General features: G+C 67.9%; 24 protein-coding genes. 9 read left to right on the plus strand and 15 right to left on the minus strand.

Going from position 1 to position 26,339, the window contains the following annotated elements:
* Positions 1–29: 29 nt before the first annotated feature.
* Genes pth through LZ686_RS01670 form a run of 4 tightly spaced genes read left to right on the plus strand, consistent with a single transcriptional unit; the run spans position 30 to position 2,732 of the window.
* Entirely contained in the window at positions 30–725 is a 696-nt protein-coding gene (gene pth / locus LZ686_RS01655) for an aminoacyl-tRNA hydrolase (RefSeq protein ID WP_349546797.1), read from the plus strand.
* The gene (locus LZ686_RS01660; protein WP_349546798.1) at positions 722–1,720 is read left to right on the plus strand and encodes a DUF2332 domain-containing protein; all 999 of its coding nucleotides are present in this window, start codon (positions 722–724) and stop codon (positions 1,718–1,720) included. Before pth ends, LZ686_RS01660 begins: the two co-directional genes overlap by 4 nt.
* Before the next feature lie 48 nt (positions 1,721–1,768).
* Entirely contained in the window at positions 1,769–2,143 is a 375-nt protein-coding gene (locus LZ686_RS01665; RefSeq protein ID WP_349546799.1) for a DUF2237 family protein, read from the plus strand.
* Positions 2,133–2,732 (plus strand): DUF4893 domain-containing protein, encoded by a 600-nt coding sequence (locus LZ686_RS01670; protein ID WP_295166036.1) that lies wholly within the window; start codon positions 2,133–2,135, stop codon positions 2,730–2,732. The genes LZ686_RS01665 and LZ686_RS01670 overlap by 11 nt, the downstream gene beginning before the upstream one ends.
* On the opposite strand, the gene trpB is transcribed toward LZ686_RS01670, so the two are convergent.
* Positions 2,733–3,959, minus strand: a complete 1,227-nt coding sequence (gene trpB, locus LZ686_RS01675) for a tryptophan synthase subunit beta (protein WP_127898664.1) — start codon at positions 3,957–3,959, stop codon at positions 2,733–2,735.
* A 215-nt stretch (positions 3,960–4,174) separates the two neighbouring features.
* Between trpB and LZ686_RS01680 the strand changes: the two genes are divergently transcribed.
* Positions 4,175–4,879 carry a gamma-glutamylcyclotransferase gene (locus LZ686_RS01680; RefSeq protein ID WP_052715079.1) on the plus strand — a complete coding sequence of 235 codons (705 nt, stop codon included), beginning with the start codon at positions 4,175–4,177 and terminating at the stop codon, positions 4,877–4,879.
* Between the two features lie 48 nt (positions 4,880–4,927).
* On the opposite strand, the gene LZ686_RS01685 is transcribed toward LZ686_RS01680, so the two are convergent.
* The 12 genes from LZ686_RS01685 to LZ686_RS01740 all read right to left on the minus strand — a co-directional run bounded on the left by LZ686_RS01685 (position 4,928) and on the right by LZ686_RS01740 (position 19,781).
* Complete coding sequence (locus tag LZ686_RS01685) at positions 4,928–5,689, minus strand: SDR family NAD(P)-dependent oxidoreductase (protein ID WP_349546800.1); 762 nt, start codon at positions 5,687–5,689, stop codon at positions 4,928–4,930.
* Complete coding sequence (locus tag LZ686_RS01690) at positions 5,686–5,967, minus strand: DUF6285 domain-containing protein (protein ID WP_349546801.1); 282 nt, start codon at positions 5,965–5,967, stop codon at positions 5,686–5,688. The genes LZ686_RS01685 and LZ686_RS01690 overlap by 4 nt, the downstream gene beginning before the upstream one ends.
* Positions 5,964–6,971 (minus strand): phosphotransferase family protein, encoded by a 1,008-nt coding sequence (locus tag LZ686_RS01695; RefSeq protein WP_349546802.1) that lies wholly within the window; start codon positions 6,969–6,971, stop codon positions 5,964–5,966. Before LZ686_RS01695 ends, LZ686_RS01690 begins: the two co-directional genes overlap by 4 nt.
* Positions 6,968–8,179: an acyl-CoA dehydrogenase family protein gene (locus LZ686_RS01700; protein WP_349546803.1), complete on the minus strand. Its 1,212-nt coding sequence runs from the start codon at positions 8,177–8,179 to the stop codon at positions 6,968–6,970. Before LZ686_RS01700 ends, LZ686_RS01695 begins: the two co-directional genes overlap by 4 nt.
* A 98-nt stretch (positions 8,180–8,277) precedes the next feature.
* Positions 8,278–10,221 carry a potassium transporter Kup gene (locus tag LZ686_RS01705; protein ID WP_349546804.1) on the minus strand — a complete coding sequence of 648 codons (1,944 nt, stop codon included), beginning with the start codon at positions 10,219–10,221 and terminating at the stop codon, positions 8,278–8,280.
* A 314-nt stretch (positions 10,222–10,535) separates the two neighbouring features.
* The gene (guaD, locus tag LZ686_RS01710) at positions 10,536–11,816 is read right to left on the minus strand and encodes a guanine deaminase (RefSeq protein WP_349546805.1); all 1,281 of its coding nucleotides are present in this window, start codon (positions 11,814–11,816) and stop codon (positions 10,536–10,538) included.
* On the minus strand, positions 11,804–12,535 hold the full coding sequence (gene xdhC, locus LZ686_RS01715) for a xanthine dehydrogenase accessory protein XdhC (RefSeq protein WP_349546806.1): 732 nt from the start codon (positions 12,533–12,535) through the stop codon (positions 11,804–11,806). The genes guaD and xdhC overlap by 13 nt, the downstream gene beginning before the upstream one ends.
* Positions 12,532–14,841: a xanthine dehydrogenase molybdopterin binding subunit gene (xdhB, locus tag LZ686_RS01720; protein WP_349546807.1), complete on the minus strand. Its 2,310-nt coding sequence runs from the start codon at positions 14,839–14,841 to the stop codon at positions 12,532–12,534. The genes xdhC and xdhB overlap by 4 nt, the downstream gene beginning before the upstream one ends.
* Before the next feature lie 3 nt (positions 14,842–14,844).
* Positions 14,845–16,293 carry a xanthine dehydrogenase small subunit gene (xdhA, locus tag LZ686_RS01725; protein ID WP_045981278.1) on the minus strand — a complete coding sequence of 483 codons (1,449 nt, stop codon included), beginning with the start codon at positions 16,291–16,293 and terminating at the stop codon, positions 14,845–14,847.
* Positions 16,294–16,589: 296 nt separating this feature from the next.
* Positions 16,590–17,843 (minus strand): urate hydroxylase PuuD, encoded by a 1,254-nt coding sequence (locus tag LZ686_RS01730; protein WP_502921980.1) that lies wholly within the window; start codon positions 17,841–17,843, stop codon positions 16,590–16,592.
* 1 nt (position 17,844) lies between these two features.
* On the minus strand, positions 17,845–18,195 hold the full coding sequence (gene uraH / locus LZ686_RS01735; RefSeq protein ID WP_045981279.1) for a hydroxyisourate hydrolase: 351 nt from the start codon (positions 18,193–18,195) through the stop codon (positions 17,845–17,847).
* Between the two features lie 107 nt (positions 18,196–18,302).
* Entirely contained in the window at positions 18,303–19,781 is a 1,479-nt protein-coding gene (locus tag LZ686_RS01740) for a nucleobase:cation symporter-2 family protein (protein WP_349546808.1), read from the minus strand.
* Positions 19,782–20,049: 268 nt separating this feature from the next.
* Between LZ686_RS01740 and bhcR the strand changes: the two genes are divergently transcribed.
* Positions 20,050–20,850, plus strand: coding sequence for an HTH-type transcriptional regulator BhcR (bhcR, locus tag LZ686_RS01745; protein ID WP_045981281.1), 801 nt, complete (start codon positions 20,050–20,052; stop codon positions 20,848–20,850).
* Between the two features lie 6 nt (positions 20,851–20,856).
* On the opposite strand, the gene LZ686_RS01750 is transcribed toward bhcR, so the two are convergent.
* Entirely contained in the window at positions 20,857–22,158 is a 1,302-nt protein-coding gene (locus LZ686_RS01750; protein ID WP_045999024.1) for an NCS2 family permease, read from the minus strand.
* A 218-nt stretch (positions 22,159–22,376) separates the two neighbouring features.
* On the opposite strand from LZ686_RS01750, the gene puuE reads away from it, so the two are divergent.
* Together puuE and LZ686_RS01760 are read left to right on the plus strand one after the other, a co-directional pair.
* Complete coding sequence (gene puuE, locus LZ686_RS01755; protein WP_349546809.1) at positions 22,377–23,783, plus strand: allantoinase PuuE; 1,407 nt, start codon at positions 22,377–22,379, stop codon at positions 23,781–23,783.
* The gene (locus LZ686_RS01760; protein ID WP_349546810.1) at positions 23,780–24,679 is read left to right on the plus strand and encodes a bifunctional allantoicase/(S)-ureidoglycine aminohydrolase; all 900 of its coding nucleotides are present in this window, start codon (positions 23,780–23,782) and stop codon (positions 24,677–24,679) included. Before puuE ends, LZ686_RS01760 begins: the two co-directional genes overlap by 4 nt.
* Positions 24,680–24,695: 16 nt before the next feature.
* Here LZ686_RS01760 and LZ686_RS01765 read toward each other — a convergent pair whose 3' ends face one another.
* Positions 24,696–25,025 carry a DUF3140 domain-containing protein gene (locus LZ686_RS01765; protein WP_045981284.1) on the minus strand — a complete coding sequence of 110 codons (330 nt, stop codon included), beginning with the start codon at positions 25,023–25,025 and terminating at the stop codon, positions 24,696–24,698.
* 116 nt (positions 25,026–25,141) lie between these two features.
* Between LZ686_RS01765 and LZ686_RS01770 the strand changes: the two genes are divergently transcribed.
* Positions 25,142–26,338, plus strand: a complete 1,197-nt coding sequence (locus LZ686_RS01770; protein ID WP_349546811.1) for a heparan-alpha-glucosaminide N-acetyltransferase domain-containing protein — start codon at positions 25,142–25,144, stop codon at positions 26,336–26,338.
* Position 26,339 lies beyond the last annotated feature (1 nt).

Genomic DNA, 26,339 nt, shown 5'->3' on the forward strand with positions numbered 1-26,339 from the left:
TCGCCCCGGCGGGCGGACAGGAGGCAGCCGTGAAGCTGATCGTGGGGCTGGGCAATCCCGGCGCGAAATATGCGGCCAATCGTCACAACATCGGGTTTCTCGCCTTGGACCGGATCGCCGCGGACCACGATTTCACCCCTTGGCGCGCCCGGTTTCAGGGCATGGCCGCCGATGGCCGCCTTGGCGAAACGCGGGTGACGCTGCTCAAGCCTCAGACCTTCATGAACTTGTCCGGCCAGTCCGTCGGAGAGGCCGCGCGCTATCTGAAGCTGACGCCCGCCGACGTCATCGTGCTGCATGACGAACTGGACCTGGCGCCCGGCAAGTGCCGCGTCAAGCAGGGCGGCGGGCATGCGGGCCATAACGGGCTGCGCTCGATCCACCAGCATATCGGCGCGGAATACGGACGGGTGCGGTTGGGCATCGGGCATCCAGGGCACAAGGACAAGGTCGCGTCCTATGTGCTGTCCGACTTTGCCAAGGCAGAGCAGGACTGGCTGGACGACCTGTTGCGCGGCATCTCGGACGGCGCCCCGGCGCTGGCGGCCGGCGATGGCGGCCGGTTCCAGAATGCGGCGGCGAACCGCACCGCACCGGCGCGCAACAGCGGGACCGAGGCCCCGACCCCGAAACCCGCACCCCCACCGGCGCCGAAACCGGACCCCGCGCCCCAGCCCGTCACCCTGACCGACCGCCTGCGCGCGCTGAGCGACCGGTTCAAGTGACGGTCGCCGCGACCTTTGCCCATCAGGCCCGCGCCTGTGCCGCGCTTGGCTCACCGCTGACGGCACAGCTGTGCCGGACCCTGCCCCAGGTTCTGGCCGACGGACCGGTCGCCGACCGCGTGCTGGGCTGGACGGGCGATCCGTCCACCGCGGCGGATTCGCTGCCCCTGCGCCTGTGCGGGGCGCTGCATGCGCTGGTGCTGACCGGGCAGGCCCCTGACCTTGCACGCGCTTATGACGGCGGCGTTGTGGACCCGGCCCTGCTGCGCCGCGTGCTGGACGATCATGCGGAAACCATCCTGTCATGGCTGGACAGCCCCCCGCAGACGAACGAGGTCGCCCGTGCCGCGGCCCTGATCGCCGCGGCACGGTTCCTCAGCGCGGTGTCGCCCCTGCCACTGCGGCTGCTGGAGCTGGGGGCATCGGCCGGATTGAACCTGAATTTCGACCGCTATCACCTGGGTACGGGGGAAACCGGCGTGGTGCTGACACCCGAATGGCGGGGCGCGATGCCGCAAGGGTCGGTGACGGTTGCCAGCCGTCGCGGCGTCGACCTGAACCCGCTGGACCCGGATCGCGACGGGCTGCGGCTGATGGCCTATTGCTGGGCCGATCAGCATGACCGCATGGCGCGCCTGCGGGCGGCGCTGGTCCTGGCCCGGCGGGACCCGCCGCAGGTCGACCGTGGCGATGCGGGCGCCTGGCTGGCCGACCGGTTGGCCAAGCCGGTGCCGGACCGGCTGACGCTGGTCTATCACACCGTCGCGGCCCAGTATTTTCCGCCCGCGACGGCGCAGGCCTGCACTGACGCACTGTCCCACGCAGGCCGGACCGCGACCCCGTCGGCCCCCGTGGCCCATCTGCGGATGGAGGCCGATGGTGGCGAGGGCGCGGCGCTGGACCTGACGCTGTGGGACGGCACCCGGCGCGACTGGTCGCTTGGCCGCGCGGATTTTCACGGGCGCTGGATCGACTGGCAGCCGAAGCAGTTGTGACTTTCCCCGGCGCCCGGCTGGGCCTAGGCTGGGCGCAAAGGAGACCCCATGGACGCTTCGATCAATGTGCTGGGCGGCGTCTTGCAGCCCTGTTCGACCAAGCCGATGACCGGATTCTTTCGCAACGGCTGCTGCGACACCGGGCCCGAGGACCGGGGCAGCCACACGGTCTGCGTGATCCTGACCGACGAATTCCTGGCGATGTCGCGCTATCTGGGCAATGACCTGACGACCCCGCGGCCGGAATACGGCTTTGCGGGGCTGAAGACCGGCCAGCGCTGGTGCCTGTGCGCCAGCCGCTTTCTGCAGGCGGCACAGGAATTCGCCGCGCCGACCGTGGTGCTGGAATCCACGCACAAACGCGCGCTGGAGATCGTGCCGCTGGAGTTGTTGAAGCGCCATGCCGGGACCGATGCGGACTAGGACGGCGATCCTGATCGCGGCACTGGCCGCGACACCCGCCGCGGCCTTCGGCCCCGACCTTGCACCCATCATCCGCGCCGAAGACCGCATCCGGCTGGAATACGTCGATACGGTGGCCGGACGCACGCTGAGGGGCGCCCTTGCGCAGGGAACCCCGGACGATCTGGCCGTGCTGATGCAGGGTCTGGCAGGCCGCCCTCTGCCCGCCGATCAGGCCGCGGCCCTGCTGCCCGGCGACTGGTCGTGCCGGATGCTGAAGCTGGGCGGCGGGTTGCCTCTGGTTGTCTATCAGCCGTTCCGCTGTCGCATCGACACCGACGGCGGGTTCGTGAAACTGACCGGGTCACAGCGGATGCAGGGCATGATCGGCGATCTGGACGGGGCACAGGCCTATCTGGGCACAGGCTACATCGCCGGCGATACCGCCCTGCCCTATGCCGACCTGCCCGACAGCATCGACCCCGCGGCCACGCCGCAGCGCGTCCCCGAGGTCGGCATGGTCGAGGTCGTCAGCCCGACGCAGGCGCGCATCCTGATGCCCCTGCCGATGCTGGAATCGGACCTGAACATCCTGCTGCTGACGCGCTGATCAGGTCTTCAGGTCCTGGCCCAGATGCTTGGCAACGGTGAAGATGTCCTTGTCGCCGCGCCCGCACATGTTCATCACGATGATGTGGTCGGCGGGCAGGTCCGGCGCGATCTTGATGACATGCGCCAGCGCATGGCTGGGCTCCAGCGCGGGAATGATGCCTTCCAGCGCGCAGCACAGCTGGAACGCGCCAAGCGCCTCGTCGTCCGTGATGCTGACATATTCGGCGCGGCCGATGTCCTTCAGCCAGGCATGTTCCGGCCCGATCCCCGGATAGTCCAGGCCCGCGCTGATCGAATGACCCTCCAGGATCTGGCCGTCATCGTCCTGCAGCAGATAGGTGCGATTCCCGTGCAGGACGCCCGCGCGGCCGCCCGACAGGCTGGCGCAATGCTCCATCCGGTCGTCCACGCCCTTGCCTCCGGCCTCGACGCCGATGATGCGCACGTCCTTGTCATTCAGGAACGGATAGAACAGGCCCATCGCGTTCGACCCGCCGCCGATGGCCGCGATGATCGTGTCGGGGAAACGCCCCTCGCGCGGCATGATCTGCTCACGCACCTCCTTGCCGATGATCGACTGGAAATCGCGCACCATCGCCGGATAGGGATGCGGCCCCGCGACCGTGCCGATGCAATAGAACGTGTCGCGCACGTTGGTCACCCAATCGCGCAGCGCGTCGTTCATCGCGTCCTTTAGCGTGCCGCGCCCCGACGTGACCGGGATCACCTCGGCCCCCAGCAGGCGCATGCGGAAGACGTTGGGCGACTGGCGTTCCACGTCATGCGCGCCCATGTAGACCACGCATTTCAAGCCGAACCGCGCGCAGACGGTGGCCGTCGCGACCCCGTGCTGGCCCGCGCCGGTTTCCGCGATGATGCGCGTCTTGCCCATGCGGATCGCCAGCAGAATCTGGCCCAGCACGTTGTTGATCTTGTGCGCGCCGGTGTGGTTCAGCTCGTCGCGCTTCATGTAGATCTTGGCGCCGCCCAGGTGCTGGGTCATGCGTTCCGCGAAATAGAGCGGGCTGGGCCGGCCGACGTAATGCGTCCACAGGTCGTCCATCTGCGCCCAGAAGGACGGGTCGGTCTTGGCGCGTTCGTATTCCGCCTCCAGGTCCAGGATCAGCGGCATCAGCGTCTCGGACACGAAGCGGCCGCCATAGATGCCAAAGCGCCCTTGTTCGTCGGGGCCGGAGGTAAAGCTGTTCAGCAGATCGTCGGCCATGGGATGCGCCTTTGGGTTATTTGCGTGTCTGGGCAACCGGAATGCCCCTTGCCCCCGTTCTAGCCGCCATCGCGCGCAGGGTGAAGCCCGTGCAGGCAGGCGGCCCGCGAAACCGCCCGATTTGCGCGCGACGTCGTGACGCGGACAGGTTTGGCGGTTGACGCCCGGCGGATGACGGTCAAAACCTGCGCCCGACACGCCACACCGGAGGGATGATGCCCAAGGCCCGCACCCTGTCGCTGAGCGATCACCACGTCGCCAGCGTCGCCCCCGCCGAGGGGCTGCTTTACAACCCCGCCTGGCGGATGCTGGAGGATGGCGACCTGGACGCGCTGGCCCTGCGGCTGACGCAGGGGCGGACGGGCCCGATACCGATCTTCGCCTATGGGTCGCTGATCTGGAATCCGGGCTTTGCGGTTCAGGATCGCCGCCGCGCCACGGCGATCGGCTGGCACCGCGATTTTTCGCTGACGCTGGACCATTTCCGCGGAACGCCGGAACGGCCCGGCCTGATGCTGGCGCTGGCATCGGGCGGAACCTGCGAGGGGCTGGTGCTGGACATCGCCGAAGGGACCGAGGTCGAATCCATGCGCGCCATCCTGCGCCGCGAACTGGTCGCGCACGAGCTGGCCGCGAATGCCTGCTGGATCCAGGTGCGCACCGATCGCGGGGTCGAATCCGCGCTGACCTTCTATGCCGATCCGGTCGACGCCCCCGTGGCGCGCCTTCCGGTCGAGGAGCAGGCGCGGCTGCTGGCGACCGCTGCAGGCGCTGCGGGCTCGGGCGCCGAATATCTGCTGCGCACCGCGCGCGGACTCGCCGAATGGGGCATCGAGGACGATTACATCTGGACGTTGCAGCACCTGGTCGCCGAACGGATCGAGGCCGAGGCGGGCTTTGTGCCCCCGACTGGCCGCTAGCCCATCCCGCGCCCTTTGCGCAGATAGCCGTGGGGCTCTCATGATCCCCTAAAGCGGCGACAGCAGGTGGCCGCCATCGGCCACCAGGACCGATCCGGTCATGAACGCCCCCGCGTCAGAGGCAAGCAGCAGCAGCGGCCCGGCCAGATCGCCGGCCTGCCCCAACCGCCGCTGCGGAATGCGGCGGATCTGGGCCTGGCCATGGTCGGTGGCAAAGAAATCGCGGTTGATGTCGGTCTCGACATAGCCGGGGGCCAATGCGTTCACGCGGATGCCGTGGCGCGCCCATTCCAGGGCGTGCTGTTTGGTCAGCTGGATCAGTGCGGCCTTGGACGTGGCATAGGCGGAGACCCCCGCGCCCTGCCGCAGCCCCAGGATCGAGGCGACATTGACGATGGCCCCGGGCCGCCCCGCCTCGACCAGCCTTGCGGCCACCGCCACCGACATCCGCCGTGCCCCGTCCAGATTGACGCCCATCACCCGCGCCCAGTCCTGGTCGGACTGTTCCAGCGACGCACCGGGAATGGCAATGCCGCTGTTGTTCACCAGCAGGTCGACCGGGGTGCCGGCCCAGGCCTCGGCCCCGTCTAAGGCGCGACGCACGCTGTCCGGATCGGTCACGTCCAACGCGACGACATGCACATCGGTCAGCTGCCGCGCCAGCACCTGCATGGCCTCCACCCGCCGCGCGGCCAGGACCACCCGCGCGCCGGCATCGGCCAGGACGCGCGCGAATTCCGCGCCAAGCGCGCCCGATGCCCCGGTCACCAACGCCACGCGCCCGTCCAGGCGGAAACGATCCATGCTCATGCGCGCTCCTCCGCGGTGGTGGGGTCGGTGATCCAGGCGCGCAGCCGGGCGGCGGCCAGCAGGCGGGCATGCAGGTCGGCGTCATGGTCATGCGCACCCGCCCGGATCGCGGCCACGTCGGCGGCCACGTCCTGCGACGGGCGGGCCAGCTCTCGCTGCACCATGGCAAGGGCATTGGCAGCCAGCAGTGCGTGGTATCGTGCATCCGGCCCGCCAGGGGCGATGTCCCGGCGCAGGGTCGTCTCGGCCTCTGCGATCAGGTCCAGTGCGTCGCTCATGCGGCCTCCGGCGCGGTCATCTGCAGCAGGCGGTATTCCAGCGTGTCGGCGATGCGCCCCGTCAGCGCCAGGTGCAGCGAGCGTTCGGCCCCGCTGTCGTGGCGGTCGCCCTGCTGGAGGGCGATCACGGCCCACCGGATATGGGCCATGACCTCCCACCACCGCACACGGTCGGGGTCGGGGACCGTGCCCCCGGCGGCGGCATAGCCCGACAGGACGGCCGCACGGCTGGCGATGCCGCCACCCTCCAGATCGGGGCGCGAAAACCGCCAGCATTCCGCGCAGAACCACCCCAGATCGCAGGCCGGGTCCGACCAGGCGGCGAATTCCCAATCCAGAACGGCCGTCAGCCCATCGGCATCGACCAGGAAATTGCCGGTGCGGAAATCCTGATGTGTCAGGGTCACCCTGTCGGGCGCCGGCGCGTGGCGTTCGGCCCAACGCAGCGCCCATTCCAGGCCCGGTCGCGGCGCGGGCCGCGCATCCAGCCAGCCGCGCAGCCCCGCCACCGCCTGCAGGGCCGGATCGGCGGGGCGCGGCCCCAGGACCCTTGCCAGCGCCGGGTCGGGATCGATCCTGTGGATCAGCGCCAGCTGGCGACCCAGGTCGCGACCCAGGGCCTCGCGGTCGCCGCCCAGGCTGGCGTCGCGCACGACCTTGGGGCCATAGCCGGTGCCGCCCACCCAGGCCATCGCCGCGAAGGGCGCGCCGATGACCGAGGCGTCATCGCAGAAGCCTAGGGGTTCGGGCACGCGCACACCCGCGCGGTGGGCCGCGGCGATGATCGCATATTCCTCTGCCCGAGACCGGCTGGCGGCGATGGTCGCGGGGGCGTCGCGCCGGATCACCAGGCGGCGCAACATCCCGTCCGCCGTGACCGTCACCGCCCAGTTCTCCTGGATCGCGCCGCCAGACAGCTTGTCCGCGGCGGTGACCCGCGCGCCGGGCAGGTCCAGCGTCATCGCCAGCCAGGCGTCAAGTGCGGCGTTATCCGTCAGGCTCATGCGCCCCAGCCCCAGAAGTCGTCCCCTTCGCGCGCGTAGGCATCGGCCAGCACCATCCGGTGCACCTCGGAGGCGCCGTCGACCAGCCGCGCCTGCCGGGCATAGCGATAGATCCATTCCAGCACCGTGTCGCGGCTGTATCCCCGCGCGCCGTTCAGCTGGATGGCCACGTCGGCGGCCTGATGCAGCGTGTCGGCGACATGCAGCTTGGCCATCGACACCTCCTTGCGGGCATGGCTGCCCTGGTCCAGCGCCCAGGCCGCATTCATCGTCAGCAGCCGCCCGATCTGAATGTTCAGCGCCACGCCGCCCAGCATCAGCCGCACCGATTCCCGGTCGGCCAGCCGGATGCCGAAGCCCTCGCGCGCGTCGACATAGGCCTGCGCCTCGGCCACGGCGCGCTTGGCCAGGCCCAGCCAGCGCATGCAATGGGTCAGCCGCGCGGTGCCAAGCCGGATCTGCGTGACCTTCAGCCCGTCGCCCACGCCCATCAGGCGGTTCTCGTCGGGGATCTCAAGCCCGTCGAATTCCAGCTCGCAATGGCCGCCATGCTCCTCGGGGCCCATGATGGCGATGCGGCGCAGGATCTTCCAGCCGGGCTGGTCGCGGTGGAACAGGAACGCCGTCAGATGGCGGCGGCGTTCGTCGGGGTTGGGGTCGGTGCGCGCGATCAGGATGAAATGTGCCGCCCCCTCGGCCCCGGTGATGAACCACTTGCGGCCCGTCACGCGCCAGACATCGCCATGCCGCACGGCGGTCGTGCCGATCATGCCGGGGTCGGACCCGCCACCCGGCGCGGGTTCGGTCATCACGAAGCTGGACCGCACCTCACCCGCGACCAGCGGCGCCAGCCAGCGCGCCTGCTGATCGGGGGTGCCCACGCGGGCCAGGATATCCATGTTCCCGTCATCGGGGGCCGCGCAGTTGAAGACCGCAGGGCCGAAGATCGAGCGGTTCGCCTCCTCGTACATCACCGCGCGGCCGGTGACGGGCAGGCCCATGCCCCCCAGGGCCTGCGGCACCTGCGGGCACCACAACCCCGCCGCCCGCGCGCGCGCGCGCAGCGCCTGCAGGGGCGCGTCGGCAATGTTGTCATGATCGTCCCAGTTGGCGCGGTCGGCCTCGACCGGCAGGATATGGGTGTCCACGAAATCACGGGTAAGGCGGCGGATGTCCTCCAACCGGGGGTCCAGGGTGAAATCGATCATGTCAGTCATCTCCTCGCGCCATCCGCGTCCTGCCGGGGCCCACCATCCACCAGCCTCCGCGCGATGTCGATGCCGGGCGATCCAGACCCGGCGCCGCGTCAGATCAGCAGTTGCTGACCCAGGACGATCACGCGGCTGCTGGGCAGATGATAGAAGTCAGTGGCGTTCGCAGCGGATTTGGACAGGGACACGAACAGCGTCTCCTGCCAGGCGGGCAGTTCGCGCGTCTTGCCGGGGCGGAACGTGCGGCGGCTGAGGAAGAAGGACGTCGACATGATGTCGAAGCGCACGCCTTCCTTGCGGGCCAGGGTCAGCGCCTTGGGCAGGTTCGTCTCCTCCATGTAGCCGAAACACATGTCGATGCGGATGAAGCGGTCGGACAGGCGCGTCACCGTCAGGCGATCGTTGTCGGCGACATAGGGGCGCGTCGCCATGGTCACGCAGACGATGATGTTCGTCTCGTGCAGGACATGGTTGTGCTTGAGGTTGTGCAGCAGCGCGGCCGGCGCGATGTCGGGTTCCGCGGTCAGGAAGACGGCGGTGCCGGGCACCTCGACCAGCCGGTCAGACCGGGCCAGCATCTCGATCAGCGCGGCCGTGGGGGTGGCGCTGCGCCGGGCCTGGGCCTGGACGTGACGGGTGCCGCGGATCCAGGTCCACATCAGCACGATCATCACGGCGGCCATCATGATCGGCACCCAGCCCCCGTTCGGGATCTTGATCGCGTTCGATCCTAGGAACAGCAGTTCCAGCGCCAGCAGCGGCGTGACCACCACGGCGACCACCATCAGGGGCCAGCGCCAGACCCGCAGGAACACGACCGAGGCCAGGATGGTGGTGATGACCATGTCCCCCGTCACCGCGATGCCGTAGGCCGCAGCCAGGTCCGAGGACGATCCGAACACCACCACCAGCACGACCACGCCGATGGCCAGGATCGCGTTGATCTTGGGCAGGTAGATCTGCCCCTCCTGGGTCTCGGAGGTGTGCAGGATCTCCAGCCGGGGCAGCAGGTTCATGCGCACCGCCTGCTTGATCATCGAAAACGCGCCCGAGATGACCGCCTGGCTGGCGATGACCGTGGCCATCGTCGCCAGGATCACCAGGGGCAGCAGCGCCCAGGGCGGCGCCATCAGAAAGAATGGATTCGTCACCCGGTCGGGATGGGCCAGGATCATCGCCCCCTGCCCCAGATAGCTGAGCGTCAGGGCGGGCCAGACCAGCAGCACCCAGGCCATGCGGATCGGGCGACGCCCGAAATGGCCCATGTCGGCATAAAGCGCCTCTCCTCCGGTGACGGCCAGGAAGACCGATCCCAAGACGATCAGCGAGGCCAGCTTGTTCGTGACCAGGAACGCCCCGGCATGCACGGGGCTGAGCGCGCGCAGGATCGACCAGTCGTCGCCGATATGGGACAGCCCCATCACCGCCATGACGACGAACCAGGTGACCATGATCGGCCCGAACAGGATCGACACCGCCCCCGTGCCCCACCGCTGGACGATGAACAGCCCGGTGATGATGGCCAGCGTGACGGGCACCACGTAGGGGCCGAAGGCGGGGGCCACGATGGTCAGCCCCTCGACCGCGGACAGGACCGACATGGCGGGTGTGATGATCGCGTCCCCGAAAAACAGCGATATGCCGATCATCCCCAGCACCATCAGCCAGACGGGCCGCTTGCCCAGTGCCTGCTGGATCAGGGTCACCAGGCTCAGCGTGCCGCCCTCGCCCCGGTTGTCGGCGCGCATGATCAGCGCCACGTACTTGAAGCTGACGATCGAGATCAGCGTCCAGATCAGCAGCGAGATCACCCCCACCACATCATCCGGCGACAGCCCGTCGCGCGACGCGGCATGCAGCGATTCGCGCATCGCATAGATCGGAGAGGTCCCGATGTCGCCATAGACGACCCCGATCGCCCCCAGGACCAGCCCGCCCAGGTTGCTGGAACCATGCTGCCCCGCGGTGGGAAGATCGGACAGGTGCGCCGATGCGGCGGCAGGTTGCGCCGGACCGTCGGGGGTGACGTGATCGCTCATGTGTCGACAACTCTCTTGGCAGCGCCGTGGCCTGCAGGCGCTGCCGCCTCTAGCAGGCACGCGTCGCATTGAGAAGAACGGCCCGCGTTCATCTGACATCCACGAAGGCGATCACGTCAAACCCTAGCCCGGCAAGACCGGCACCATGCGTGCCGCCTGCCCATCGTTCAATCAGAACGGCACGATTCTGCCAAGCTGGATCGGGTGGCAGGTTCGATCTGTCGTTGGGTCACATCGTTAGGGGCCGAAACACGCCTGTCCCCGGCGCGACGCGTGCAGGCATAGCCGGACGTCGCCCGGCTGCCAGAGGTGCATCAACCCGTCTTCTGCGGGCGACCGGCGACATAGGTCTGGGCCACCGCGCGGTCGTCGCCCATGATCTGCAGGATGAACAGCTCCTGCGCCAGGGTCTCGGCCTTTTCCATCCGCAACGCCATGGCGGGGGTGGCACGGGCGTCGAGGACCACCAGGTCAGCGGCGCTGCCGGGGGCCAGGGTGCCGATCTCGGCCTCCATGCCCAGGGTCAGCGCGTTGCCGCGCGTGGCCCAGTGGAACGCCGCCAGCGGATGCAGTTTCTGCCCGCGCATCTGCAGGATCTTGTAGCCCTCGGCCAGGGTCTGCAGCATCGACCAGCTGGTGCCGCCGCCCACATCCGTCGCGATGCCGCTGACGATGCCCGCGGCGCGCAGCCCGTCGGCGTCGAACAGCCCGGACCCCAGGAACAGGTTCGAGGTCGGGCAGAACACCGCATGGCTGCCGGTCTCTGCCATCCGGGCGATTTCGCGGGGTTCCAGATGGATCGAATGGCCCAGCAGCAGCTTGTCGGACAGCAGGCCGTAGCCCTCGTAGATGTCCAGATAGTCGCGCGCCTTGGGATAGAGCGACAGGGTGTATTCGATTTCGTCGACGTTTTCCGACAGATGCGTCTGGACGTGGCAGTCGGGATGGGCGCGGGCCAGTGCGCCGGCCGCTTCCATCTGTTCGGGGGTCGAGGTGATCGCAAAGCGCGGCGTAATCGCATAGCGCTGGCGGCCCTTGCCGTGCCACGCCTGGATCAGCGCGGCGCTGTCGTCATAGCCCTGCTGTGGCGTGTCCAGTACGGCGGCCGGCGCATTGCGGTCCATCATCACCTTGCCCGCGATCATGGCCATGTCGCGATCATGGGCGGCAGCGAACAGCGCCTCGGCGCTGGCCTTGTGGCTGGAGCAGAAGGCAACGGCGGTGGTCGTGCCGTGCGCGGTCAGCTGGTCCAGGAACAGCCCCGCCATGCGGGTGGCATGCGCGGGGTCGGCGAATTCCGCCTCGGCCGGGAAGGTATAGGTGTTCAGCCAGTCCAGCAGCTGCGCACCCCAGCTGGCAATGACCTGCAACTGGGGAAAATGGATATGCGGGTCGATGAAGCCCGCCAGGATCAGATGTGGGCGATGGTCGATCTCCTCCAACCCGTCGCGGGTCAGTTCGGCATGATCGCCGACGGCGACGATGCGCCCGTCATCGACCAGGATGGCCCCGTCTTCCCAGAAGCGATGATTGTCGGCCGTGTCGTGGGGGTCGGCATAAAAGTCGAGGACGCGGCCCCGGATCAGCTGGTGCATGGGTATTTTTTCAAAGAAGAAGAGGTGAGGCGCGCCATCAGTTCAGCGGCGGTGAAGGCGGCGATGATTTCGGGGCGCTTGTCGCGCGAGAAGCCCGCCCCGATGGGACAGGTCAGGCCGGCGGCGTCGATCCCGCGCGAGGCGGCGAAGCGTTCGAACTGGGCCCGCTTGGTGGCGCTGCCGATCATCCCGACATAGGCCAGGTCGGTGCGGGCAAGCGCCTCGGCCGCCAGCAGGAAATCCAGTGCGTGATCGTGGGTCACGATCACCACGGACGTGCCGGGCCGGGCTGCGCGGATCTGCGCCTCGGGCAAGGGGGTCAGCAGGGTCGGGCCGCTGGCCTGCGCCAGCTCCTCTGCCCGGCTGTCGATTAGCAGGGCGTTGACCGGCAGCGGTTCCAGCGCCCGGGCCAGGGCGCGCCCGACATGGCCCGCGCCAAAGATCAGCGCGTCGGCGTATTCCTGTGGCGCAGGGCCGTGCCGGTCCAGCGTCAGCACCACCCGCCCGCCGCAGCACTGGCCGATCTGGGGGCCCAACGGCACGTCCATGGTGGCATCGGCCTCGTCCCGCGCCAGCATCTGCCGCGCGCGGTCGATCGCCATGTATTCCAGCTGTCCACCGCCGATGGTGCCGGTGACCCGGTCGGGGGTCACGAACATCTCGGCCCCCGCCTCTCGCGGGGTCGAGCCCAGGGCCCGGGTGACGCGGACGCGGATCATCCGCGCAGCCGCTCGACCGCCATCAGCACGCGTTCGGGCGTGGCGGGCGCATCCAGACGCGCGGGCGTGCGATAGTCGGCGACCGAGGCCACGGCCATGTTGATCGCCTCGAACACGCTGATGCCCAGGACGAAGGGCGGCTCTCCGACGGCCTTGGACCGTTTGATGGTCCGCTCGCTGGCCTCGGACCAGTCGGCCAGCGCGACGTTGAAGATGCGCGGGCTGTCGCTGGCAAGAGGCACCTTGTAGGTCGACGGCGCATGGGTGCGCAGACGGCCCTTGGCATCCCACCACAATTCCTCGGTCGTCAGCCAGCCGGCACCCTGGACGAACGCGCCCTCGACCTGACCGCGATCCAACACCGGGTTCAGGCTGCGGCCCACGTCGTGCAGGACGTCGGCGCGGTCGATGACGTATTCGCCGGTCAGCGTGTCCACCGACACCTCGGCCACCGCGGCGCCATAGGCGAAATAGTAGAACGGCCGCCCCTGCCCCGTCGTTCGGTCCCAGTGGATCTTGGGCGTCTTGTAGAAGCCTGCCGCCGACAGCTGGATGCGCGCCATGTAGGCCGCGCGGATCACCTGGGCAAAGGGGATCATCTGATCGCCCGCCCGCACGTGACCCGGCACGAAGGCCACCTGGTCGGGGGCGACCTGCCATTTCTCGGCCACGAAGGTTACCAGGCGCGCCTTGATCTGTTCCGCCGCATCCAGCGCCGCCATGCCGTTCAGGTCGGTCCCCGACGATGCCGCCGTGGCCGAGGTGTTCGGCACCTTTTCCGTAGTGGTCTTGGTGATCTTGATGCGGCTCAGGTCGCACTGGAACGCCTCGGCGACCACCTGGGCCACCTTGGTGTTCAGACCCTGCCCCATCTCGGTCCCGCCGTGATTCAGATGGATCGAGCCGTCGGAATAGACATGGATCAGCGCCCCTGCCTGGTTGAACCAGGTCGCGGTGAAGCTGATGCCGAACTTGACCGGGGTCAGCGCGATGCCCTTGCGGATCACCCCACCCTTGGCGTTCCAGTCCAGCACCGCCTGCCTGCGGGCGTGATAATCGCTGCTGGCCTCCAGCTCATCGAAGATGCGCGGCAGGATCTGGTCCTGCACCGTCTGGTGATAGGGCGTCAGCTGGCCGTTCTGGTACAGGTTGCGCTTGCGCACCTCCAGCGGGTCCATGCCCAAGGCATAGGCGATCTCCTCGACCATGCGTTCGGCCACGATGGCGCCCTGGGGGCCGCCGAAGCCGCGAAAGGCGGTGTTGCTGACGGTGTTCGTCTTCATCGGGTGGCTGCTGATGCGCACGTCGGGATAGAAATAGGCGTTGTCGGCGTGAAACAGCGCCCGGTCCGTCACCGGCCCCGACAGGTCCGCCGAAAATCCGCAACGGGCATAGAAATCGCCCTCCACCGACCGGATGCGGCCGTCATCGTCAAAGCCCACGGCGTAATCCACCACGAAATCGTGCCGCTTGCCCGTGGCGATCATGTCGTCGTCCCGGTCGGGGCGGATCTTGACCGTCCGGTTCCAGCGCTTGGCCGCGACGGCCGCGACACAGGCGAAAAGGTTCATCTGCGTTTCCTTGCCGCCGAAACCGCCGCCCATGCGCCGCACGTTCACCACAACCGCGTTGCTGGGCACCCCCAGGACGTGGGCCACCATGTGCTGCACCTCGGACGGGTGCTGGGTCGAGACGTGCAGGACGACCTCGTCATCCTCGCCCGGCACGGCCATCGCGATCTGGCCCTCCAGATAGAAGTGGTCCTGCCCGCCGATGGCAAAGCGACCCTCGATCCGGCGCGGCGCGGCGGCCATCGCCGCAGGCGCATCGCCGCGCTTGAGGGTCAGGGGGTCGGTCACATAGCCCATGCCCGCGTCGCGCGCCGCGATCGGGTCCAGCGTGTGGGGCAGCACGTCATAGTCGATCCGCGCCTTGTGCGCCGCGCGGCGCGCCTGGTCGCGCGTTTCGGCGATGACCGCAAAGACCGGCTGGCCCCAGAACTGCACCACGCCTTCGGCAAAGATCGGGTCGTCGTTCTTGCCGTTGGGCGACACGTCGTTGACGCCCGGCAGGTCGGCCGCCGTCAGGATGCCCAGCACGCCCGGCTGCGCCAGCGTGTCGGTGAAATCCATGCCCGTGATGCGGCCATGGGCGCAGGACGACAGGCCCAGATAGGCGTGGATCGTGCCGGTGGGCTCGACCAGATCGTCGGTGTATTCGGCACGGCCGGTGACATGCTTGGCGGCGCTGTCATGGGCGGTGTCCTGATGGGCCTGGCCCGTGATGGTCGCGGTGTCGTCCTTCATGGCCTAGACTCCTTCGCTCTGGCGCAGCCGCACGGGCAGGCCGGGTTCGGATTGCTCCAGCCAGAACCGCCGGATCAGGTTGCGTGCGACGGTCGCGCGGTATTCCGCACTGGCGCGCATGTCGGACAGCGGCTGGAAATCCTCCGCGATCGCGCGGGCGGCGGCATCGAAGCTTGCCGCCGCGAAGGGCTGCCCCTGCAGCGCGGCCTCGGCACGGCGGGCGCGCTTGGGCGTTCCGGCCATGCCGCCGAAGGCCAGCCGCGCACGGGTGATCATGCCGTCCGCAACGTCGATGCAGAACCCCGCCGCGACAGAGGTGATATCGCTGTCGCGCCGCTTGCTGACCTTGTAGGCGGCGATGCGCGCCTGGGGCTGCGTAGGGATCAGGACCTCCTCGACGAACTCGCCCTGCTGGCGGTCCTGCTTGCCGTAGTCGATGAAGAAATCCTCCAGCGGCAGTTCGCGGCGCGTGTCGCCCCGACGCAGGACGATCCGCGCGTCCAGCGCGATCAGCAAGGGCGGCGTATCCCCGATCGGAGAGCCGTTGGCGATGTTCGCCCCGATGGTGCCGGCATTGCGCACCTGCCAGCCGCCGATGCGCGACCAGTACTCGGCGGCCTGCGGAACATGGCGGGCGATCAGGGGGGCGGCCTCGCTGTAGGTCACGCCGGCACCCAGACGGATCATGCCGTCCTCGACCGTGATGTCCTTCATCAGGTGACCGATAAAGATGGCCGGGCTGATGTCGCGCATGAACTTGGTGACCCACAACCCGACATCGGTGGCACCCGCGACCAGCGTCGCCTTGGGTTCGTCCAGCAGCAACTGGGCCAGATCGTCGGTATCGGCGGGGACCAGTGCCCGGTCCGCGCCGCGCGCAAGCGAAACCCGTGCGCCACGCATCCCGGCCAGGCGCGCGGCCACCGCGTCGCGTTCGCGGGACAGCGCGTCCTGGGCCTGCCCTCCGGCCGCGCCCGCGGCCAGGGCCGCGCGGATGATCGGCGCATAGCCCGTGCAGCGGCAGATGTTGCCCTGCAGCGCGGTCTCGATCTCGGTGGCATCGGCATCGGGATTGGTCATCCATAGCCCGTAGAGCGCCATCACGATGCCCGGCGTGCAGAAGCCGCACTGGCTGCCGTGATGGTCCACCATCGCGGCCTGGACCGGGTGCAGACCGCCATCGGGGCCGCGCAGATGCTCGATCGTGACGATATGGGTGGCATGGCACGAGGCCAGCAGCCGGATGCAGGCGTTCACCGGCTCATAGACCAGCCCCGTGGCGGTCAGGCGTCCCGCAAGCACCGTGCAGGCGCCGCAATCGCCCTCGGCGCAGCCCTCCTTGGTGCCGGTCATCCGGCGCGCAAGGCGCAGATGATCCAGCAGCGTGTCCGAAGCGCCGACCTCTGTCAGGGCGATCTCGGTGTCGTTCAGAAGAAACCGCAGCTGGGTCATGATAGCCTTTCCTTGCCTTGGTCCAAGTCTACGGCCTGGCGGTGCGTTTCGAAATCGGCTGTGATCTAGAAGACTTTACACGTTCCGTTGAAAGCGGGCCACCGTCACATGGCGTCAGGCGCGAAAGCCGCGCCATCTGCGACAATCTTCGGCAGCCCTTTCCCACGGTGGCCGGACCTTGCCGGGGGCGCAGAAAGGCGCAGCGGCCCCCCATCGAGGGGGACCGCCGCGCCCGGGGGACTGCGCCCCCGTGTCCCGCCGTTGCGCGAGCCGTTGTCACTCAGTGGGGAACGGCCCTACAGGCCCGCAACCCCCAGGGGTCCGACCTCGCGGAACCAGCGCAGGATCGCGTCGCGTTCGGCGTCCTCCATCCCGGTGACGTTCGCAGGGGGCATCGCGTCGGTCAGTCCCGCCTGTACATAGACCTGATGCGCGGCGCGGGCGATGTCGGCGGGCGTCTCCAGCAGGACGCCCTTGGGCGCGGTGCGGATACCGTCCCAGACCGGTTCGCGCGCATGGCACATCGAACAGCGGCCGATGACGGCCTGGCTGGCATCCTCGAACCCCTCGGCCTCGGCGAAGCGCGTCTCGACCGGGGTCAGGGGCCGGGCCATCGCCTCGTCATAGCTGTCCTGGTTCACGCCGATCGACGCCAGCCACATCACCCCGATGAACAGCATCGTCGTGACCGCCCAGGTCCACCACTGGTATCCCTTGCGGGCGTGCATGGTGTTGAAGAAGTGCCGGATGGTCACACCCATCAGGAAGATCAGCGCCGCGATCAGCCAGTTGTACTGGCTGGCGAAGGCCAGCGGGTAGTGGTTCGACAGCATCAGGAAGATGACCGGCAGCGTCAGGTAGTTGTTGTGTGTCGACCGCAGCTTGGCGATCTTGCCGTATTTCGGGTCGGCGGGGCGCCCGGCCTTCAGGTCGGCGACCACGATGCGCTGGTTCGGCATGATGATCAGGAACACGTTCGCGGTCATGATCGTCGCGGTGAAGGCGCCCAGATGCAGCAGCGCCGCGCGGCCCGTGAAGATCTGGTCATAGGCCCAGCCCATCGCCACCAGCGCCGCGAAAAGCAGCAGCATCAGCACCGTGGGACGGTTGCCCAGGGGCGACTTGCACAGCCCGTCATAGATCAGCCAGCCCACCGCCAGCGACCCGCCCGAGATCAGGATCGCCTGCCAGATCGCCAGGTCGGCCTTGGCGGGCTCGATCAGATACAGGTTGGCGCCGGCCCAATAGGTGACCATCAGCAGCGCAGCCCCAGACAGCCAGGTCGCATAGCTTTCCCATTTGAACCAGGTCAGATGCTCGGGCATTCGCTCGGGCGCGACCAAGTACTTGCGGATGTGATAGAATCCCCCGCCGTGGACCTGCCATTCCTCGCCATGCGCGCCCTTGGGAAGGTCGGGTGCCTTCTGCAGGCCCAGGTCCAGCGCGATGAAGTAGAACGACGACCCGATCCACGCGATGGCGGTGATCACGTGCAGCCAACGGACAGCAAAGGAGAGGAACTCCCACAGGATGGCGATTTCCGGGATCATCTCAGCTGCCCCGATAGGTGGAATAGCCGAACGGAGAGACCAGCAGCGGCACGTGGTAATGGTCGTTCTGCGACATGCCGAAGCGGATCGGGATCACGTCCAGAAAGCGGGGGCTTTCGGGAGCCACGCCCGACGCGTCCATCCAGGCGCCGGCGTGGAATTCCAGCTCGTAGGTGCCGGTGGCGAAATCGCCTGCCGGCAGGATGTGCGCATCGGTGCGCCCGTCGTCATTGGTCACCATGCGCGCGATCTCCTCGCGCGCGGGCGACAGCCGGAACAGCACGACCTGCATCCCGCGCGCAGGCAGCCCGCGCGCCGTGTCCAGAACATGCGTTGTCAGAAAACCCGACATGAAATCCCCCCGTCTTGATGGTTCCTGCGCCGTGATACCCGATTTGCCCAAGGGCGGCAGGGGCTTGATGGACAAGGCAGTCTTAAGAAACCGTGCATAATCGACCCTCAGTGATCGGCCAGCCGACCGGCCTCGGCCAGTTCAGCCTCGTCCGCGGGGGCTGCACCGTTGTAGAACCAGTTCAGCGCCACCGCGCTGACCGCGGCCAGCAGGATGCCCGAATGGATCAGCGGATGGATCGCGTGGGGCAGCCACTGCTTGAAGTTCGGCGCGACCAGCGGGATCATCGCCATGCCGATGCTGATGGCCACGACGAACAGATTGTGGCGGTTGGCGGTGAAGTCGACACGGCTCAGGATGCGGATGCCGGTGGCGGCGACCATCCCGAACATCACCAGCCCGGCCCCGCCCAGGACGGTGGTCGGCAGGCTTTCGACCAGCGCGCCCATCTTGGGGATCAGGCCCAGCACGATCATGATGATGCCGCCTGCCACGCAGACGAACCGCGACCGGATGCCCGTGACCCCCACCAGCCCGACGTTCTGCGAGAACGAGGTATAGGGGAAGGTGTTGAAGATGCCGCCCAGCATCGTGCCCAGACCGTCGGCACGCAGGCCCGCGGCCAGGCCGCGCGAATTGATCGGACGGCGGCACATGTCCGACAGCGCCAGGAACATGCCCGTCGATTCGATCATCACCACGATCATCACCAGGACCATCGTGACGATCATCACCGGGTCAAAGGTCGGGAGACCGAAATGGAACGGCTTGATGACGGCGAACCAGGCGGCCTCTCCGACCTTGTCGAACTGCATCAGCCCCATCGCCGCCGCGGCGACGCCGCCCACGGCGATGCCCAGCAGCACGGCGATGTTGGCCATGAAGCCGCGGGCAAAGCGCGACACCAGCAGGATCGTGCCCAGCACCAGCACCGCGATCAGGATGTTCGTCCCCGAAGCATAGGCGGGGTTCGGCACGGCGGGCGCCAGGCGCAGCCCCTCGGGCACGCCGCCCGCGGCGATGGCGCCGTCCAGCCAGGCCTGCTGCGCGGGATCGACCAGCAACGGTGCGGTCGGACCGACCGGCAGGCCGAAGATCCAGTTGATCCCGATGGGCATCAGGCTGATGCCGATGGCCAGGATGACCGTGCCGGTGACGACGGGCGGAAAGAACCGCAGGACCCGCCCGATCAACGGCGCCAGCAGGATAGCGATGAGGCCCGCCGCGATGATCGCCCCGAACAGCGCGCGCGCCCCGTCGGTGCCCGGCGTCTGGCCCGCGATGGCGACCATCGGCCCCACGGCCGCAAAGGTCACGCCCATCATCACCGGCAGGCGGATGCCGAAATACTGGGTCATGCCCAGGCTTTGGATCAGGGTCGCCAGTCCGCAGACGAACAGGTCGGCCGAGATCAGGAAGGCCACCTCCTCGGGCGGCAGCTGCAGGGCGCGGCCGACGATCAGCGGCACCGCGATGGCGCCCGCATACATGACCAGCACGTGCTGGAACCCCAGCGTGATCAATCGCCCCGTGGGCAGTATCTGGTCGACGGGATGGACCTGGGTCCGGGAAAGGCTGTCTGTCATGGCGGGCTCCCCTTCTGATGTCGCGTCGTGGTTGCGCGACTGACCCAGACCTAGCTTGGCCCGTCATTTTCCCGAAACGGATTTTCAGGGCGACGTCGGCCCCCTACCCCCGGCTGCCCGAAATCCCGGCACCGAATCCGCCCCTGCCCAGCCCGTGCCGGGAGCCCGCAGCGACCTAAAATGGAAATGTTTTCTAAGCGTTGGCTTTTTGGCTTGCGAGACGTCATTTTCGCCCGCATCTAAAGGCAGCATTAACAAGGGACGCATAATGGCCGACCCGACCCGCAAGCGGGGGCGCCCCCGCAAGACCCTGCCCGACGCGCCGGGCACCGTGCAGTCGCTGGACCGGGCGCTGGACCTTCTGGACCTGCTGGCGGCCCATCCCGGCCTGACCTTGTCCGAGGTGGCGGACCGATCGGCGCAGCCGCCCTCGACCGTGCACCGGGTGCTGCACACGCTGGCCGCGCGCGGCATGGCCGAAAGCGACCCCGCGACGCAGGCCTGGAACATCGGGCCGCAGGCGTTCCGCCTGGGGTCGGCCTTCATGCGCCGGTCGGGCCTTGTGGAACGCGCCCGCCCGATCATGCGCGCGCTGATGGAACATACCGGCGAAACCGCGAACCTGGGCATCCTGCAGGGCGACAGCGTGCTGTTCCTGTCCCAGGTCGAGACGTCCGAGACGATCCGCGCGTTCTTTCCCCCCGGCACCCGGTCGCCCCTGCACGCATCGGGAATCGGCAAGGCGCTGCTGGCGTTCCGGCCCGACAGCGTCGCGGCACTGGGTCCCCTGGCGCGGTTCACCGACACAACGCTGACCGACCCCGCGGCGCTGGAGGCGGACCTGGCCCGCATCCGGCACCGCGGCTTTTCCTTCGACGACGAGGAACGCAGCCGGGGCATGCGCTGCATCGCGGCCCCCGTCTTCGATCTGTCCGGAGAGGCGATCGCCGGGATAAGCGTCAGCGGCCCCACGCACCGCATCGGGGCCGAACACGTCAAGACCCTGGGCGCGGTGGTGGCCGCCGCGGCGGCCAACCTGTCCGATGCTCTGGGCGGCCCGACCCGCTGACCGGGGTCAGTGCGCGCCGAACAGCGCGAACTTTGCCACGAACAGGGCCGCGATGATCCAGGTCGCGGCATGCACCTCGCGCGCGCGGCCGGTCAGCAGCTTGATCACGGCATAGCTGATGAAGCCGAAGGCCAGGCCGTTGGCGATGGAATAGGTCAGCGGCATGGCGATGGCGGTCAGCACCGAAGGCGCGGCCTCGGTCACGTCGTCCCAGCTGACCTCGGCCAGCTCGCGCACCATCAGCGTCGCGACATACAGAAGGGCGGGCGCGGTCGCATAGGCGGGCACCGACCCGGCCAGCGGCGCAAAGAACATCGCGGCCAGGAACAGCAGGCCCACGACCACCGCGGTCAGGCCGGTCCGGCCCCCCGCCTGCACGCCTGACGCGCTTTCCACATAGGCGGTCGTCGAGGACGTGCCCAGCAGCGCACCGGCCGTGATCGCGGTCGAATCCGCCATCAGCGCGCGGCCCAGGTTCTTGTTCTTGTGGGTCGGCCCCTCGGTCAGCAGGCCCGCGCGCTTGGCCACGCCGATCAGCGTGCCGGTGGCGTCGAAGACCTCGACCAGGACCATGACCAGAACGACCTGGAAGATGCCGAAGGTCAGCGCGCCCATCAGGTCCATCTGCAGGAAGGTCGGCGCGATCGACGGCGGCATGGACATGACGCCCGAAAACTGGCTGACGCCAAGAACGATCGCCGCGACCGTCACCACCAGAATGCCGATCAGGATCGCCCCCGTGACGCGCAGCGCGTCCAGCGTCACGATCAGGAAGAACCCGCAGATCGTCAGCAGCGTGCCCGTGGCGGTCAGATCGCCCAGCGCGACCAGCGTTGCGGGGTTGCCCACCACGATGCCCGACGACTGCAGCGCGATGATCGCCAGGAACAGCCCGATGCCCGCCGCGATGGCGCTGCGCATCGACGCGGGGATGCCCGCGATCAGCCAGCGCCGGATGCCCGTCAACGACAGGAACAGGAAGATCATCCCGCTGATGAACACCGCGCCCAGCGCCTGCTGCCAGGTAAAGCCCATGACGCCCACGACGGTGAACGCAAAGAAGGCGTTCAGCCCCATGCCCGGCGCCATGCCGATGGGCCAGTTGGCCCACATCCCCATGATCAGCGAGCCCAGCGCCGCGGCAAGGCAGGTCGCGACGAAGACCGCGTCGCGGTCCATCCCGGTTGTGGACAGGATGTCCGGATTGACGAAGATGATATATGCCATCGTCAGGAAGGTGGTGATCCCGGCGATCACCTCCGTCCTGACGCTGCTGCCTTTTTCGGCAAGTCCAAAATAGCGTTCCATGCGTCCCCCCTTGGCGGACCCCCCGTCCGCCGTTGGGCCGGACAGTGGGCGGCGCGGCCTCATGCCGCAATTGTCCCCGGCGCGTAAGTCTTTCAACGCGATTTTGAAAGACCCGACCATTGTCGCGCATTCCTTGATACAGAATTCCGCCCCTGACCGCTTGTCCTTGGGCGGCCGCCGCGCTTTGCTGACGCAACGACAGGCACAAGGGGAGACAGATGCGCTACAGCCGAGACCTGACCGGATATGGCCGGACCACCCCCGATCCCCGCTGGCCGGGCGGTGCCCGCATCGCGGTCCAGATCGTCCTCAACTATGAGGAAGGCGGAGAGAACAGCATCGAGCATGGCGATCCCGCCTCGGAGGCGTTCCTGTCCGAGATCATCGGCGCCCAGCCCTGGCCCGGCCAGCGGCACTGGAACATGGAATCGATCTATGACTATGGCGCGCGGTCCGGGTTCTGGCGGATGCACCGCATGCTTTGCGACCTGCCGATCACCGTCTATGGCGTCGCCACCGCGCTGGAGCGCAGCCCCGAACAGGTGGCCGCCATGCAGGAGGCCGGGTGGGAGATCGCGACCCATGGCCTGAAATGGATCGACTATCGCAACGTCCCACGCGAGGTCGAGGCCGACCACATCGCCCAGGCCGTGGCCCTGCACACCGCCATCACCGGCGAACGCCCGCACGGTTTTTATCAGGGGCGCACGTCGATGAACACGGTGGCCTTGGGCTGCGAGGAAGGCGGGTTCGCCTATCTGGCCGACACCATCGCGGACGAACTGCCTTATTGGCACGTCCACAACGGCCGGCCGCAGCTGATGGTGCCCTATACGATGGACGCCAACGACATGCGCTTTTCCAGCGGACAAGGGTTCGGAACGGGGACCGACTTCTTCGACTATCTGCGCGACAGCTTCGACATCCTCTATGCCGAAGGGGCCGCCGGCGCGCCCAAGATGATGTCCATCGGCCTGCATTGCCGTCTGGCCGGGCGCCCCGGTCGGGCGATGGCGATCCAGCGGTTCCTGGACCACGCCCGTAGCCATGAGGGCGTCTGGTTCGCCAGCCGCCTGGACATCGCCCGCCATTGGGCGGCCGAACATCCGTTCCAGCCCCGCACGCGCCCGTCGCAGATGGACCGCGACGCCTTTGTCGCACGGTTCGGCGGCGTCTATGAACATTCGCCCTTCATCGCCGAACGCGTCTGGGATGCCGAGATGGGTGCCGTCCACGACACGCCCGGCGGCCTTGCCGGACGCATGGCACAGATGTTCCGCGCGTCAGGCGACGACGAACGCCTTAGCGTGCTGCAGGCCCACCCCGATCTGGCGGGCAAGCTGGCGCAAGCCAAGCGTCTGACCGCCGACAGCACTGCCGAACAGGCCAGTGCCGGCCTGGACGCGCTGACCGATGCGGAACGGGCCGAATTCACGCGCCTGAACGACGCCTATGTCGCCAAGCACGGCTTTCCGTTCATCATCGCGGTCCGTGACCACGACAAGGCGGGCATCCTGTCCGCCATGCAGGCGCGCGTCGACAACGACACCGCCACCGAACGCGCCACAGCCGAGGCGCAGGTCACCCGCATCGCCACCCTTCGCCTGAAAGAGATCCTGAAATGACCCAGACCGGCCCCGCGGGCGCCCCCACCGGCGACATCGCACAGCTTCCCACCGATGATGCCACCGCGCCGCGCATCCGCTATGCCGGCCCCGTGGCGGGCCTGCCGCCCCAGACGGGGATGACCACCGACACGGCGATCTTCACCGAGGCCTATGCCGTCATCCCGCGCACCGTGATGCGTGACATCGTCACCAGCTATCTGCCCGGCTGGCAGGGGATGCGGTTCTGGATGCTGGCCCGCCCGCTGACCGGATTTGCGGAAACCTTCAGCCAGTACATCGTCGAACTGGCCGAAGGCGGCGGCAGCGACACGCCTGACGACGACCCCGAGGTCCAGCACGCGATCTTCGTCACCGGCGGCGACATGCAGGTGGTGATCGACGGGACCGAGCATCTGCTGTCACCGGGCGGCTTTGCCTATATCCCGGCTGGCACGCCGTGGCGGGTCCGGAACCGCACCGCAGGCCCCGCGGGCTTTCACTGGTGGCGCAAGCGCTGGCAGCCCTTTGCCGGCACGGACAAGCCCAACCCCATCGTGGTGCAGGAACAGGACATCGCCCCGTCCATGATGCCCGACACGGACGGGGCATGGGGCACCACGCGCTTCATGGACCCGGCCGATCTGCGCCATGACATGCACATCACCGTCGTGACGTTCAAACCCGGCGGCTCGATCCCCTTCGCGGAAACGCACGTGATGGAACACGGCCTGTTCGTGCTGGAAGGAAAGGCCGTCTATCGCCTGAACCGGGATTGGGTCGAGGTTGGTCCGGGCGATTACATGTGGCTGCGCGCCTTCTGCCCGCAAGCCTGCTACGCCGGCGGCCCGGGGCCGTTCCGTTATCTTCTGTACAAGGACGTCAACCGCCACGCGACGCTGTGGCCGAACCGCTAATTCGCCGGGGCCGCGATCACTTCAGCGGATCGTGGCCCCAGTTCATCAGGGAATAGCGCCAGTCGCTGTGTTCCTTGTCCTTTTCGGGGCCACCCTGTGCCAAGTGGCGCTTGATGTAGCCCGCGACCTTGGCCATGTGCGACCAGTCGTCGTCGGTCAGGTCGGCCTTCTTCTTGTCCTTGATGCGCAGGATGTGGCGGCCTGACTTGTGGCCGGTGCTTTCGCCCTGCCCGCCGGTGTCGCCCACCGACTTGCTGTCGTCAGTGTCCAGCCAATCCTTCAGCTGGGACGGCGTCATGTTCACCAGCTTCTGCCAGTCGTCCCAAACCTGTTCATGCGATGCCATTGAATCCTCCTGCGATCGGCGGAAAAACTCTTGGCGCCAATGCGCGGTTCCAATCGGGCGGCATTCTGCTATGACCCCGCGTTGCACAGAATGCAAACTAATAACGTGGTAAACAGATGCGGATCATTGGCCTTGATGCGGCGCGAAGCCTGGCGATCGTGCTGGCGATGTCGTCGCATGTCTTTGCGGATGTGGGCCTTTACGCCCACATGTCCGAACCGCTGACCCGCGTTGCGGGATTTGCCTTCCAGATCGCCACACCGACCTTCATCCTGCTGTTCGGCACGATGCTGGAGGTGGTCTATCGCCCACGCTGGACCACGCGTCAGGCGCGCCATGGGGTTGCCATGCGGCTTTTGTCGCGGGCGTTCCAGTGCTGGGTTCTCTATGCGCTGACGATCCTGACATTGACCTTGACCGATGACGGCTACTCGGTGCCCTACAGCACCGCGACGATCCTGTTCATGGGAAATTCACCCTATACGGAAATTCTGAAGTTCTATGCCATCGTCCTCGCCATCGCGCCGATCCTGTTGTGGATCCGGGCGCGGACCGGGCTGCTGCCGCTGGCGGTCGCCGCGCTGGCCTGTCACGCGGCGTGGCCCCTACTCAGCGGCCTTCCGGACGTCCAGAACGATCTGGGCGCGCCCACCCCCGTGGCCAGCCTCATGCAGTTTCTGACCGGTTTCGGCGACCTGCCGCTTGCAGGTCCGTCCGTGCTGCACGGACTGACGCTGGTCATCGCCGGACAATGCCTGGGCCGCTATCTGACCGGCCGGTCGCCGGCGGGATCGACAGACCCCTTGGCCGATCCGGGCTTTGGCCGCCGGGTGCGTGCGCTGCTGGTCGGGGGCGCGGGGGTCGCGCTGATCGGCGGGCTGTTCGTTAGCGTCGACGTGATCGACGGCCTGGCAGATGGCAGCCTGCGCCGGGACAGCAATCCGCTCTATTTCGCAACTGGCATCCTGTCGGCCACGCTGATGACGCTGTTCTTCGTCTGGATGATCGACATCCGAAAAGTCGGAAGCATCGGGGCATGGTCCCGCGCCACCTTCTTTGGCCGCACCAGCATGTTCACCTTCGCCTGGGGCAATGTCCTGCTGTATCTGGTCGCCCCCCAGCCCACCGACGTGACCGGGGCAGTGGCATGGACCGCCGCCCTGCTGGCCGCGCTGTGCGTGATGAGCCTTGGTTTCGACCGCGCCGCGCGCCGCTCGACGACGGTGGCGACCACGCTGACGCGGCTCAGATGGCCCGCCGACTGGCTGGCCGAACGGCTGCTATGGGGGATGGGCCGACTGCGCGCGGCCTAGC

The organism is Paracoccus sp. NFXS7 (assembly GCF_040148865.1).
Taxonomy (GTDB): Bacteria; Pseudomonadota; Alphaproteobacteria; order Rhodobacterales; family Rhodobacteraceae; genus Paracoccus; species Paracoccus marcusii.